14 protein-coding genes are annotated in these 14,007 nt (G+C 36.4%); 4 read left to right on the forward strand and 10 right to left on the reverse strand.

The genetic code is table 11. From position 1 onward, the window contains the following. Positions 1-606, reverse strand: a complete 606-nt coding sequence (locus tag KGF34_RS05450; RefSeq protein WP_249376655.1) for a bifunctional precorrin-2 dehydrogenase/sirohydrochlorin ferrochelatase — start codon at positions 604-606, stop codon at positions 1-3. Beyond that, complete coding sequence (gene hemA, locus KGF34_RS05455; protein WP_252560156.1) at positions 606-1,742, reverse strand: glutamyl-tRNA reductase; 1,137 nt, start codon at positions 1,740-1,742, stop codon at positions 606-608. Before hemA ends, KGF34_RS05450 begins: the two co-directional genes overlap by 1 nt. Before the next feature lie 263 nt (positions 1,743-2,005). Here hemA and KGF34_RS05460 point away from each other — a divergent pair, with 263 nt between their 5' ends. Both KGF34_RS05460 and KGF34_RS05465 read left to right on the forward strand, forming a co-directional pair. Beyond that, positions 2,006-2,236, forward strand: coding sequence for a hypothetical protein (locus KGF34_RS05460; RefSeq protein ID WP_022233929.1), 231 nt, complete (start codon positions 2,006-2,008; stop codon positions 2,234-2,236). Further along, complete coding sequence (locus KGF34_RS05465; RefSeq protein WP_252560157.1) at positions 2,229-2,981, forward strand: tRNA threonylcarbamoyladenosine dehydratase; 753 nt, start codon at positions 2,229-2,231, stop codon at positions 2,979-2,981. Before KGF34_RS05460 ends, KGF34_RS05465 begins: the two co-directional genes overlap by 8 nt. A 58-nt stretch (positions 2,982-3,039) precedes the next feature. On the opposite strand, the gene KGF34_RS05470 is transcribed toward KGF34_RS05465, so the two are convergent. From KGF34_RS05470 to KGF34_RS05495, 6 genes are all read right to left on the reverse strand, one after another. Further along, on the reverse strand, positions 3,040-4,098 hold the full coding sequence (locus tag KGF34_RS05470; protein ID WP_249376652.1) for an ABC transporter ATP-binding protein: 1,059 nt from the start codon (positions 4,096-4,098) through the stop codon (positions 3,040-3,042). After that, positions 4,098-4,919 (reverse strand): sulfate ABC transporter permease subunit CysW, encoded by an 822-nt coding sequence (gene cysW / locus KGF34_RS05475; protein ID WP_252560158.1) that lies wholly within the window; start codon positions 4,917-4,919, stop codon positions 4,098-4,100. The genes KGF34_RS05470 and cysW overlap by 1 nt, the downstream gene beginning before the upstream one ends. Position 4,920: 1 nt before the next feature. Continuing rightward, a complete protein-coding gene (cysT, locus tag KGF34_RS05480; RefSeq protein ID WP_252560159.1) occupies positions 4,921-5,760 on the reverse strand; it encodes a sulfate ABC transporter permease subunit CysT in 840 nt (279 codons plus the stop codon). Positions 5,761-5,836: 76 nt separating this feature from the next. Then, entirely contained in the window at positions 5,837-6,883 is a 1,047-nt protein-coding gene (locus tag KGF34_RS05485) for a sulfate ABC transporter substrate-binding protein (RefSeq protein ID WP_252560160.1), read from the reverse strand. A gap of 434 nt (positions 6,884-7,317) precedes the next feature. Next, positions 7,318-8,454: an ATP-binding protein gene (locus tag KGF34_RS05490; RefSeq protein WP_252560161.1), complete on the reverse strand. Its 1,137-nt coding sequence runs from the start codon at positions 8,452-8,454 to the stop codon at positions 7,318-7,320. Between the two features lie 240 nt (positions 8,455-8,694). Next, positions 8,695-9,066, reverse strand: a complete 372-nt coding sequence (locus KGF34_RS05495) for a helix-turn-helix transcriptional regulator (protein ID WP_022233922.1) — start codon at positions 9,064-9,066, stop codon at positions 8,695-8,697. Between the two features lie 167 nt (positions 9,067-9,233). Between KGF34_RS05495 and KGF34_RS05500 the strand changes: the two genes are divergently transcribed. Both KGF34_RS05500 and KGF34_RS05505 read left to right on the forward strand, forming a co-directional pair. Continuing rightward, positions 9,234-10,013, forward strand: a complete 780-nt coding sequence (locus KGF34_RS05500; RefSeq protein WP_252560162.1) for a sporulation initiation factor Spo0A C-terminal domain-containing protein — start codon at positions 9,234-9,236, stop codon at positions 10,011-10,013. A 773-nt stretch (positions 10,014-10,786) separates the two neighbouring features. Then, entirely contained in the window at positions 10,787-11,830 is a 1,044-nt protein-coding gene (locus tag KGF34_RS05505) for a hypothetical protein (RefSeq protein WP_252560163.1), read from the forward strand. A gap of 89 nt (positions 11,831-11,919) precedes the next feature. Here KGF34_RS05505 and mnmA read toward each other — a convergent pair whose 3' ends face one another. Both mnmA and nadA read right to left on the reverse strand, forming a co-directional pair. Then, a complete protein-coding gene (gene mnmA / locus KGF34_RS05510) occupies positions 11,920-12,993 on the reverse strand; it encodes a tRNA 2-thiouridine(34) synthase MnmA (RefSeq protein ID WP_022233919.1) in 1,074 nt (357 codons plus the stop codon). A 10-nt stretch (positions 12,994-13,003) separates the two neighbouring features. Then, positions 13,004-13,921 carry a quinolinate synthase NadA gene (gene nadA, locus KGF34_RS05515; RefSeq protein ID WP_022233918.1) on the reverse strand — a complete coding sequence of 306 codons (918 nt, stop codon included), beginning with the start codon at positions 13,919-13,921 and terminating at the stop codon, positions 13,004-13,006. Positions 13,922-14,007 lie beyond the last annotated feature (86 nt).

Consider the following 14,007-nt stretch of genomic DNA (forward strand, 5'->3'; position numbering starts at 1 on the left):
TCAGCTGTTTTCCTTTATAATTTTATTAACAACATCGGTATCAATACTTTCTCCGCAAAGGCACATACCCATAAGTGCCGAAAAAACTTTCTTTCTTAACTCTTCGTCCGCTGTGTTTTCCTTTATGTATTCTCTGTACTGCCACAATGTTTCTGCGGTATCGGAATTTGTATTTTCAAGCATATTTAAAAACTGCTCTTTTAAATACTTTGCATATATCGGACTTTTGCCCGATGTGGTAATACCGACAGTAACGGAATTTTTTTGTACAAGCGCAGGAAAAATAAATCCGCATTTTTCTTTGTCATCAACAGTATTTACAAGAATATTTTTCTCCTTGCATAATTCAAATATATGCGAGTTCACCTGTTCGTTATCGGTAGCACTGATAACACAAAAAGCACCGTTTAAATCGTTGTCATCAAACTCACGCTCAACGGCTTTCACATTAAACTTTAAAATCTCCTCGCAGATTTTCGGGGATACCACGGTAATACTCGGCTTAAAAGGCGACAGCTTTTCTATCTTTCTTAAAGCTACCGTTCCGCCGCCCACTACAAGAATATTTTTATTTTCTATATCAATATAAAAAGGAAAATATGCCATTATATCTTTTCTCCACAACTTTTAAATGCATCAAGTACCTTTATAAATTCTTCTGACGGTAACTCGGCTTTGAATTTATATAATATTTCTTCTAACGAATTTTCACTGAGTTTATTTTTTACACTCTCCATATGCGGTAAAAAAAAGTGAAAAGCTATGTCTTTTTTAAGTACATCGCTTTCTTCTTTTATAATCTCTTTTGCGCTTTCCACACTGTCAAGTTTAAGCTCATTGTTGTTCTTTGCAAGCTTTTCAAAATAATCTATTCCGATCAGCTTTAAACCTTTTATCTCTGCAACCGAGCCGTCAATGTCAGGAGGTACGGCAAGATCTATAAAAAGTCTTGGCTTATCGGTTTTTATATTCTTCTTTAAATCATAATATGTAACAGTGTAATGCGGACTTGCGGTAGCGCTGACTACGCAGTCGGCATCATCAATATACTTGTACCTGTCGGCATAGTCGGCAACAGTAATGCTCGCCCTGCTCTGCACCGATTCGGCGCTGCGCTTTCGTGAGGTTGCAATAATATTCACATTTTTGTGCGACAAAAGATTTTTTACAAGCGTTGTGCCTATCTTGCCCGTTGCGCCTATTACAAGAACATTCACCCTGTCTTTAAAATGCGCAATTTCATTTCCTGCAAGCGTTGCCGTTGACACCGAGGTTTTGGAAAGCGCCGTCTGAGTTTTTATCTTTTTGGCGCAGGCCATGGCGGACTGAAAAATCATATTGAGCTCGCAGCCTGTCATACCCAAATCCTTTGCCTTGGTGTATGCGAGTTTGATTTGCCCCAATATTTCGTCCTCGCCTATTACCATAGATTCAATTCCGCTTACCACTCTGAAAAGATGCATTACCGCTTTATCGGAATAGAACAAATACAAATGCTTTTTAAGCAAATCACATTCTATTCCCGAATAGTTTGAAAGCAGATTTTGCACTGTATTTAGGCTGTCTTCATTTCCGCAAAAATAAAGTTCTGTTCTGTTACAGGTGCAAAGAATAACGCACTCGCTTACGGTTTTTCCGTTTATAAGTTCAGTTAGAAATTCTTTTTGTACATTTTCGGAAAAAGCAAGTTTTTTTCTGATATTCACATCTGAATTTTTATAATTTACACTTATGCAATACATCTTTATCCACCCAATTTAATTCTACCCTGTTATTTTAATACTAAGGTATAGCGTTGTCAATTTTATGCATTATTTTTAAGTTAAGATTTATAATAAAAATAAACAAACGGGCTATATCATATTAAACCTACTGAATTAATATGTTTTATTATACTATTACCGATAAGTAAAGTCAATAATTTTTTAATTTTGCTATTGACAAAACAAATGATTGAAATATAATACTTATTGTATAGATAGGAATGATAAATTAAGGAGCAGCTATGACAGTTAAATTTGATACGGTAAAAATCTTGAAAGCCGAACTTATGGATAACTTTAATACTTATCTGCATTTTCACGATGCCTGCGGCGGACAATATTTTTCATTTGACGAAGTACCGAGTGATGAAGTATTAAAACACGCAGAAAACTTTTTTCGTAATATGAATTACAAGATACAAATTTCGGACGATAAACTAAGTTTTTATATTAAGGAGAAAATCAATGCTTAATCAATTTTCAAGAACACAGCTTTTGCTCGGAGCAGAGGCAATGGAAAAACTTGCAAATGCAAAGGTTGCAATATTCGGAATAGGCGGTGTAGGCGGATACACTGCCGAAGCGCTCGCACGCACAGGAATAGGCCAACTTGACCTTATAGACGATGACAAAGTATGCCTTACAAATATTAATCGTCAGATATTTGCCACAAGAAAAACAGTAGGCAAATACAAAGTAGATGTTGCCGAAGAAAGGCTGAAAGAAATCAATCCGAATATAATCATAAACAAGCATCAGAAATTCTACACTCCTGAAACCTCCGCCGAATTTGATTTTACACAGTATGATTACATAGTAGACGCTATTGACACGGTAACAGGCAAAATAGAACTTGTTATGCAGGCAAAAAAAGCGAACACCCCTATAATCTGTTCAATGGGTGCGGGAAATAAACTTGATGCAAGTGCTTTTGAAGTTGCCGATCTTTACAAAACTTCCGTATGCCCTCTTGCAAGAGTAATGCGTAATGAACTTAAAAAGCGTGGCATTAAAAAACTTAAGGTTGTATATTCAAAGGAAAAGCCTATCACCCCTATTGAAGATATGGCAATAAGCTGCGAAACAAACTGCATCTGCCCTCCCGGAACTGCAAGAAAATGCACACAAAGGCGACAAGTGCCCGGCAGTATAGCATTTGTACCGTCAGTAGTCGGTCTTATAATTGCAGGCGAAGTGGTTAAAGATTTAATAAAATAATCTATAGAGCAACACACCGATTGAAAAGCCAATCGGTGTGTTTTAGTTTGTCTGTAAATTAAATTACTACGGATTCCTCTGTGAGAGATTTGTTTTCAAGAATAAATGCGTTATCTCCCTTTGTAACAAACAGTCTGTATAAGAATACATTTACCTTTTCGCCGTGATAAACTGCAGGTTCTTCAAGTCCTCGTACTCCGTTAATTACGCCGCCGTCACATTTTACCGTAACTTCAATGTTGTTGCCTCTGAAAGCTGTTTTCACTACCTCGCCGACCGATACGGACGCTTTTTGTCTGAACGGTTCGTTCAACTTGGTAATCTTTATAAATTCAGGTCTTACAATAGCTTTGTCCGCACCCTCCACAACATCAAAGGTTTTAAATTTTGTATAATCGTCAAGCACGGTTGTCTGACCGAAGAAAGATGCGGAAAAGGCTGTCTGCGGTTTCTGATATATTTCCATCGGTGTGCCTATCTGCTCGATTCTGCCTTTGTTTGTAATAATGATTTCATCGGCAACCTCAATAGCCTCATCTTGGTCGTGAGTTACAAATATACTTGTAACTCCGAGCTTTTCAATCATTTCTTTAAGCCACGAGCGAAGCTCCTGTCTTACCTTTGCGTCAATAGCCGCAAACGGCTCGTCAAGCAGTAAAAGCGTCGGGTTAGGTGCAAGTGCTCTTGCAAACGCTACTCTCTGTTTCTGACCGCCCGAAAGCTGACTCGGATAACGCTTTTCAAGTCCCTTTAATCCGATAAGTTCAACAAGTTCGCTTACTCTTTCTTTTATATATTTTTTGTCCTTTTTCTGAATTTTAAGACCAAACGCAATGTTGTCGAAAACAGTCATATATCTGAAAAGTGCGTAATTCTGAAATACAAAACCTATTCCTCGTTTGCTTGCCGGAATATCATTTACGACCTTGCCGTCAATAATAATTTCGCCGCTGTCGGGAGTTTCAAGTCCGGCAATCATTCTTAGAATTGTGGTTTTTCCGCTGCCCGACGGACCTAAAAGTCCTATAAGTTTTCCCTGCTCAATTGTGAAATTCACATTATCAGACGCCTTGTAATTGCCAAAGGTTTTATTTATATTTTTAAGTTCTACATACATTACGATTCCTTCTTTCCTTTGTATTCAATTACACTTCTGATAATCAGAATTATTACCGCCATAATTACAAGAATTGCCGATACCGCAAAAGCAGGTACGGTTTTAAATTCGTTAAATAAAATTTCTATATGGAGTGGCAATGTATTGGTTTTTCCACGCAGATGTCCCGAAAGTACAGACACTGCGCCGAACTCGCCCATTGCTCTTGCCGCACATAAAACTATGCCGTACAGAAACGCCCATTTAATATGCGGAAATGTTATCTTTCTGAAAATTGTAAGTCCCTTTGCTCCCATTAATGCGGCAGCCTCTTCCTCATCTGTTCCCTGTGATTCAAGAACGGGAATAAGCTCTCGTGAGATAAACGGAAATGTAACAAATATTGTTGCAAGAATAATACCCGGAACCGCAAAAATTACTTTTATATCAAGTTCCTGTAAAAGAGGATACAAAACACTTTGTCTACCAAAGGTAAGTACAAATATCAGACCTGCAATTACAGGCGATACGGTAACGGGTAAGTCGATGAGTGTGGTAAGAATTTTTTTACCTTTAAAGTAAAACTTTGTTACAGACCACGCAGCGAACAATCCGAATATTGTATTGAAAACAACTGCGCACGCTGTTGCCTCAAGTGTAAGCAAAACAGCTTTTAAAGTATATTCGTCGCTTACTGCGTCCCAAAACACCTGCCAGCCGCTCTTTAACGCCTCTGTCAGCACAGTTGCAAGAGGAAGTACAAGCATAATGAATAAAAACAAAACGCTGATACCTATTAATATCCACTTTACAGCCTTTGAACCTTTTGTTTCTTCGTGCATATTATCTTCCTCCCTTTAATATTTTTGAATTTCTTGCCTGAATAAGATTTACAACAAACAAGATTAAGAATGATGCCGCAAGCATTACAAGTGCAATTGCTGTAGCGCTCTTATAATCAAACTCCTGCAGCTTTGACATAATAATGAGCGGTGTAATTTCAGTTTCAAAAGGCTTGTTGCCTGCTATAAAAATTACCGAGCCGTACTCGCCGAGACATCTGCCGAACGCAAGTCCGAAACCTGTAAGAATTGACGGGAGAATTTCAGGAAAAATAATCTTCCAAAAAATCTTTATTCTGCTTGCGCCCATTACACCTGCAGCCTCTTCGTAAACAGGGTCAAGTTTTTCGAGTACAGGCTGAACCGCTCTTACAACAAACGGAATACCTATAAATACAAGCGCAAAAGTAATACCTACCCTTGTGTACGCAATGCTTATGCCAAACTGTGCGAAAAAACTGCCTATGTAACCTGTATCGGCTGTTAAAGAAGTAAGCGCAATACCCGCAACCGCTGTCGGCAGTGCAAAAGGGAGTTCAATCATTCCGTCAAGTATTCTTTTACCCGGAAATTTATAACGAACCAGCACCCATGCAAGTATAACACCCATAACCGCATTTATTGCAGAGGCTATGAATGCGGTAATAAGGCTTACCTGATAACTTGCCATTACTCTTTCGCTTGTAACCGTATCTATAAAATCCGACCAGCTCATCTGTGCTGTGTAAATCACAAGAGAAGCAAGCGGAATCAATACGATTATGCTAAGTATTGATACAGTAACTCCCATAGATAAGCCAAAGCCGGGGATAACTCGTTTTGCTTTTTTAGTTTTATTCATTCTTACACCCGCTTTTCTTGTAAATACAAAGCATAGTGTTCAGCCGCAAAACAGCCGAACACATACGCATAGTTAATTATTTTTCGTAAATTTTATCAAATATTCCGCCGTCTGCGAAATGTGTTTTTTGTGCCTCGTCCCAACCGCCGAAGTCACTAATTGTAACAAGGTTAATATTTAAATCGAATACATCTGAATACTCTTTCAAAATATCCTGATTGTATGGACGGTAATAATTATCGCCTGCAATCCTCTGTGCCTCGTCGCTGTATAAGTAGCTAAGATATTCGGTAGCAACCTCTCTTGTTCCTCTGCTGTCAACTACTTCATCAACAACGGCAACCGACGGTTGTGCAAGAATACTTACGCTCGGAGTTATAATTTCATATTCGTCCGGATGGTCCTTAATAGAAAGATAAGCCTCGTTTTCCCAAGCTAAAAGCACGTCGCCCTGTCCGTTTTCCACAAAAGTGGTTGTTGCTCCTCTTGCACCCGAATCAAGTACAAGTACATTTTGATAAAGCTTTTTTACAAAGTCTTCAATTTTGCTTTCATCACCGTTATAAAGCTTATCGGCATATGCCCATGCGGCAAGGTAGTTCCATCTTGCGCCGCCCGATGTCTTAGGGTTTGGAGTAATAACGCCGACGCCTTCCTTTATAAGATCGTTCCAATCCTTAATATTTTTCGGATTGCCTTTTCTTACAAGGAATACAATTGTAGATGTATACGGTGAAGAATCGTTTTCAAAATTATTTATCCAACCGTCATTTATAAGACCTGCATCTCTTACGGCATTAACATCGTACTCAAGCGCAAGTGTGACTACATCTGCCTCAAGTCCGTTTGCAACCTCAAGAGCCTGCTTGCCCGAACCGCCGTGCGATTGAGTAACCTCTACTTCCTGACCTGTTTTTGCTTTCCAATGGTCGGCAAAAATTTTATTATAGCTTTCGTAAAGTTCTCGTGTAGGGTCATACGAAACATTGGTTATATGTACCTTAGCATCATTAGAAGTATCTTTAGAAGCTTTTCCGCAGCCGAAAAGAGCAAAGGCAGAAGTACCGATAAGGGCTGTTGTAAGAATTGCGGATATAAGTCTTTTAGTAAACACTTTTTTCATTTTAATCAAACCTTTCTTTTAGCTTTATCATAAATTAATAAGTAAATCGATAAAATGTTTTAACACATCGACTTACCGCCAAAAGAACCGCACATTCGTTTATTTATTCGGTTAAAATGATTTTTCATACAAACCACCCTTGCCTTTCATAATGCCAAACATACTTATTTTTGAATAACCTATAATACCTATCATTTTAGTATGTTTGCTTGATAGAGATATTTTATATCCATATCGCCAAAAAGTCAAGTGTTTTTTCAAACTTGTACATTATTTGGCAGATAAATACAATTACTCGGTTAACAATTGCATAAAAATAGTGATAAAATTATGATTTGGCAATTTTTAAGACAAGCAGCCGCTTTTTATAAACTCCGATTATTAAAAATTCAAAGAAAAAACTCAGCCACAAAATGACTGAGTTTCATTAAAAATTATTTATCGTAATCATCAAGAAAACTGTGCTGATAATCATCTTTCTTATACGAGATAATCGTGTTAAGATTTACATTTTCAACACTGCGGAAAATGTTGCTCTCTATCTGAGGATTTATTTTTTTTAGCTGCGCAATAAGCTGTTTTATTTCCTGTCTTTTTGAGCCTGTATTGCCCGGGTTGCACGATGTGCAGGTATCCGTAAATCTGCACGCACACTGTATAAAATTAAGTTTATTGTAATCTCTCCAATGCTTTATTTCCGCCTCTCTTATAAGGTAAAGCGGTCTTATAAGCTCCATTCCCTCATAATTTGTACTATGCAGTTTCGGCATCATAGTCTGCACCTGTCCGCCGTAAAGCATACCCATTAATATGGTTTCTATAACATCGTCATAATGATGTCCGAGTGCAATTTTATTACAGCCAAGTTCCTTAGCCTTTTTGTAGAGGTATCCTCTTCTCATTCTTGCACAGAGATAACACGGATACTTTTCCACATTATATACCGACTCAAAAATCTGTGTTTCAAAAACCGTAATCGGAATATTCAGCTTTCTTGCGTTGTTCTCAATAACATCTCTGTTTTCAACGCTGTATCCCGGGTCCATTACAAGATATACAAGCTCAAACGGAAATTTATTATGCCTTTTAAGTTCCTGAAAAAGCTTTGCCATAAGCATAGAATCTTTGCCGCCCGAAATACATACGGCTATTTTATCATTCGGCTTTACAAGTTCATACTCAATTACAGCTTTTGTAAATCTGCCCCATATGGTCTTGCTGAATTTTTTTCTTATACTTTTTTCAACATCTGCCGCATAATCGTCATCGGTAAATTTATCCTTTAGCCAGCCGTAATATCCGTTCACAAGATTTACCGCATCGTAGCCGTCTTCTCGCAACTCTTCTGCAAGAGTATCGCTTATTTGACCGCTTTTGCAGCAAATAATCAATCTCTTATCTTTCGGCAAAATGCTTTTATCATTTTTAATTTTCTCAAGCGGAATATTTACCGAGTTTGGAATATTTCCGTAGTTATAAGAAATCTCATCTCTTATATCAATCACCGTACAAGTGTTTTTATCAAGTCTCTTTAATTCTTCAATAGAAATTTCATATTCTTCTCTGTTCATACTTACCTCTGCTGTTCGTAATATGCTACTATTATACTCCCAAATCCGTCTGCCAGCAATACAATTAACGCAAATAATAAAAAGCTGCACCGATTTTCTGTAAAAACAGGAAACGGTACAGCTTAAATAGTGAATAAAAGGAGAATTTTTAATCACTAATAGCGGCATAAATATCTACCGATAACATTATACAGCTATAAATGACAAAAGTCAGCTATAACAGTTTTACATAACGAAATATTATTGATATTTTTCATTCATTGCATTAAAAAATCTGATCCACTCCGATTCGGGAATTTTATTTTTCAATGAAAATCGCAGTGTTTTATGTATAAAATCATTTTGGTTTATGTAATCAGCAAGATCATAAGCAACCGCTCTTGAATTTTTGCTTTCGGCTGCAAGGTCAAGCATTTCACCGAATTCATCATCATTAAGTTTTAGCGCATCTCTCAATTTCATTAAAACATCATATGACGGCGCAGGTCTTTTGCCTGCTTCAATACTTGACTGATACACATTAGAAATACCGATTATTTCTGCCACATATTTAAGAGAATAGTTACATCTTGCCCTTTTTTCCTTAATGAAATCGCCAAAATTATCGCTCATAACCCTCACCTTTAATACTACAAATTATTCATTGATTTCATAATATAATCTTAGTATAATTATAAAACTCAAACATAATAAATAATATTACTTTTTATTACACAAAATATTATAAAATGTTGGTTTTCGTTAGTTTTTGTAGTATAATATAATAATGGGGTGATATTGTGAACAAAGTTAACTTACTTATTGTAGAAGATGATAATAATACTGTAGAAGAGTATAAATCTGAAATTAAAGGTTTTGAAAATTTTTATATTGTCGGCACTACAAACAACTCCTCAAAAGCCGTAGAAATGGTAAAAGAATACTGTCCTCATGCTGTTATTCTCGACTTGGAACTACATCAGGGCAGTGGCAACGGTCTTTTATTTTTAAAAGGGTTGTCTGAACTTGCATTGCCAAACAAGCCTTTTATACTGGTAGTTACCAATAATATCAGTAATGTTACTCATTCCATAGCAAGAAATTTAGGTGCAGACTTTGTAATAACTAAAAATCAAAATGATTTCAGCTGTAAAATGGTACTTGAGTTTCTCAGTTCAATTGTACAAACAACGCTGACCTCAAATTTCAGTTCACCGAGCGCCGCAAAAGCCGCTGAACGCATAAGCAACAGCGAAATTATAAGAAATAAAATCTCTGTTGAGCTTGATTTAATAGGAATCAGCCCAAAACTTAAGGGCAGAAATTACCTTGCAGACGCTATTGAAATCACTTGCAATCAGCGAGTAACCAATCTTTGCAGTATTGTGGCGAAAAAATATAAAAAAACCGATGCAAGTGTTGAGCGTGCAATGCAAACTGCCATAAACCACGCTTGGCGAAACACCGATATTGAAAGTCTTGAACGCTACTATACCACATACATAAATCCGCAGAAAGGCGTTCCCACAGTTATGGAATTTATCTATTATTATTCTTCCAAAATCAAAAAAAGCCTGTAAATTTATCCCGATGTTTATTAGCATCGGGATTTTTTTTGCAATAAAAATTTATAAATTCATCATAAAATAACAATTTCTAATTATTATTTTTACATTATGTGATATTTACTCACTATATTAAAAATAAAGCAATTACAGCAACAAATCAGAATTTCCCCGCAAAAAAGGTACACTTTACTTGTAAAACAAAAGTAAAGGAGGTACTGAAGTATGTGGGATGATATTTATGAATTTTTAAAACAACTTTTAGGAAAATAATATAGTGACATTATTTAGCTTGTATGATATAATATTATCATTATAGTAATACGGAGTTAAATATTATGTCGACAAACATTACAGAGCTTTTATATAATTTTGCTATGAATTTTTTTATTAAAGCTCCGACTTTATTTTCATCAGCCTATATTTTTATTAAAACAACAAACATTAAATGCAGCAAATCAAAGTTAGCTTTGCTTTTGACTGCATTTTTTGTCGTCAATATAATTTCGTCTGTTGTACTTTTATTTGACAACAGTTTGGGATTCTTGGCAAGTTGTATATTGTTTATTGTAACTATCACACTGTTTACTAAAAACAATATAAAAAATACCATTTCCATCTCCATTGTTTCAATGGGACTTTCCTATTGCGTACGATTTATCATTGCCTTGATTTTTGCAATTGCATCACACTATATATCGTTAGTTACATACGATTTCTTGAATCCGAAAAGTATTTTTACGGTAATTTTTATAGGCATAATACATTTATTATCAACATTCTATATAATGAAAATTAAGAGATTAAAAAACGGTCTTGCCTTTTTCAATAATTCCGATAACTTTGGCATAGGTCTGTTAATATCAGGTTTTATTTTCTTAATCATAGCTCTGCTTGCACAAGACGGCGATGACTACAAATCTATATTTGTATATATGTTTATAGGATTAATAATTTGTTGTATAGGTGCTGTAATTTGGATAAGAACAAACATAACACGGTACTATAAAAGTCGGCTGCAGCAAAAAGCAGACGAACATTTCAATTCGGTTATTGAGGAAAAAGACAGTAATATTGAGGAACTTACAAAATCCAATGCCTTTCTTTCAAAAATAGTGCACCGTGACAACCACCTTATGAGTTCTTTGCAATATTCTTTAGAAGAACTTTGCAATTGTAACGATAAACAAAAGGAAAGCAAAATAATCACTGAACTTCTTGCTCTTGCAAAAGAAAGAAACGAACTCGTGCAAAAAGAACAGGCAGAAAATAAAGTGCTTGCATCTACGGGAAATTCTGTTATTGACGGCGCTCTGCTTAATATGTATATAAAAGCCTCTGCTCACGAAATTAATTTTGATTTGATAGCAAATACAGATATTAACTACCTTATCAATCATTTTCTTTCGCAAACCGAACTTGAAACCCTGCTTTGCGACCATATAAAAGACGCTGTCATAGCCGTTGAAAGCACAGGCAAAAGGAACGGAAATATTCTGACATCTGTTTCTTCGGTTGACGGAATATATGAAATTTCCGTAAGCGACAACGGAATTGAATTTGAAACCGATACTTTACAAAAACTCGGTACCGAAAGAGTTACCACTCACAAAGAAAGCGGCGGCAACGGCATAGGTTTTATGACAACTTTTGATACTCTGAAAAATTCAAAGGCAAGTCTTATTATTACCGAATACGAACCCGATAAGCCGTTTACCAAAACCGTTACTTTCAGGTTTGACGGTCAAGGAAACTTTATTATAAGATCTTACAGATGCAAAATTCTCAAAGAAAAAATCATCCGTGAAGATATTTTAATTACTTATAATTAATATTTCGTTTATATGAAGTAATTAAGGCACAGCATTTTCGCTGTGCCTTTTGCATAAAAATCGGCTCACCTAAAGCAAGCAGATTAAAATTATTCTATTGTTCCGCCGCCTACTACTACATCTTCGTCATACAGAACCACTGCCTGACCTTTTGAAATTGCTCTTTGCGGCTTATCAAATACAATGTGCAGTTTGTTATCTGAAAGCTGTTCTACCGTTGCATCCTGTTCAGGCTGATTGTATCTTACCCTTGCTTTTATATGCAAAGGTTTGTCAAGCTTTTCGTAAGCAATAAGATTAATATCTTTTGCGTAAAGCTCTTTTGAAAACAGTCTGTCATTATCGCAAAGTATAACCTTGTTGTTTGCAATATCCTTTTCCTTGACATACATCGGGTGAGGCAAAGCAAGACCAAGTCCCTTTCTCTGCCCTATCGTATACCTTATAATGCCCTTATGTGTACCGAGAACATTGCCGTTTTCATCAACAAAGTCACCAAAATCATACTTTCTGCCCGTGTACTGCTCAATGAACTTTGCGTAATCTCCGTCAGGTACAAAACAAATATCCTGACTGTCGTGTTTTTGAGCATTAATAAGGTTATATTTTTCCGCTATTTTTCTTACTTCGTGCTTTGTAAGTTTTCCAAGCGGAAGCAAGGTTCTTGAAAGCTGTCTTTGAGTAAGCGAGTAAAGTACATAACTTTGGTCTTTTGTTACATCGGGGGACTTTCTCAATAAATATCTTTGCAATCCCTCATCATACTCAATGACAGAGTAATGACCTGTAACTACATAATCAAAGTCAAGCTCATCGGCTCTCTGCATAAGCTTTTCAAATTTAATATATCTGTTGCAGTCAATGCAAGGATTAGGCGTACAGCCGTTTTCGTATGCAGAAATAAAACGGTCAATTACATTTTCTTTAAAGCTGTCTTTAAAATTGTAAACATAATAAGGTATTCCGATTTTTCTGCAAACATTTCTCGCATCGTCAATATCATCAAGCGAACAGCAGGTTTTCTCCTTCTTTTCGCCAATATCCTCGTTATCAAAAAGCTTAAGAGTAATGCCCGTAGCGTCATAGCCCTGCTCCTTTATCAAGCAAGCCGCTACCGAACTGTCAACTCCTCCGCTCATTGCTATTAATGCCCTTTCGGTCATATTATTCTCCTTAACCGCCAAGTCTTATCATCTCGTCAATACATTTCTTTGCGTCTGTAATAGTCTGCTCATCAAGGATAATTTCCTCGCCGCCCTCGCCTTTAAGGCAATTGAACACATCCATAAGAGTGGTAGCTTTCATATTAGGACAAATGAGCTTTTGTGTAAGAATATGGAATTTTTTATCGGGACAATCATACTGCAAATGTTCTGCAATACTGATTTCGGTACCGATGATAAATTCCTTTTTATCACTGTTCTTTGCGTAGTTCATAATGCCCGATGTCGAGCCTACATAATCCGCAAGATCAACAACAGCAGGCTGGCACTCCGGATGAACAAGAAGTTCGGCATTCGGGAACTGTGCCTTTGCCTTTTTAACATCTTCCGCTGTAACGCAAGCGTGAATCGGGCAACCGCCGTGCAAAAGTTTAAAATTCTTATCCGGAAGCTGACGGCTTACATAATCGCCAAGGTTGCAGTCAGGGATAAAAAGAATATTCTTTTCAGGCATATTGCTTACAATCTTAACGGCAGATGAACTTGTTACACAAACATCACAAATAGTTTTTAAATCTGCTGTAGTATTTATGTATGCAACTACCGCATAATCGGGATACATTTCTTTTACGGAAGAAATCATTTCTTTATCCATCTGGTCAGCCATCTGACAGCCGGCACTCGGCTGAGCAAGATAAACCGTTTTATCGGGTGAAAGAATTTTGCAGGTTTCTGCCATAAAACGAACACCGCACATAAGAATGTTTTTATTTGTAACTTTGCTTGCATCTACACTCAATTTATAGCTGTCGCCTGTAAAATCGGCAATTTCGCAAATCTCTCTTGCCTGATAGCTGTGGGCAAGAATACAAACATCTTTTTCTTTTTTTAACTCAAGAATTTTATTTTGAATTTCAGAAATATTCATACATACATTTCCCTTCATTTTTCCTTTTAAATTTATTATACATTTTTTTGCCTACTATTGCAATAGGTCTTTTTATTTTAAAAATA

It is taken from the genome of Ruminococcus sp. FMBCY1, assembly GCF_023921805.1.
GTDB lineage: Bacteria > Bacillota > Clostridia > Oscillospirales > Acutalibacteraceae > Ruminococcoides > Ruminococcoides intestinale_A.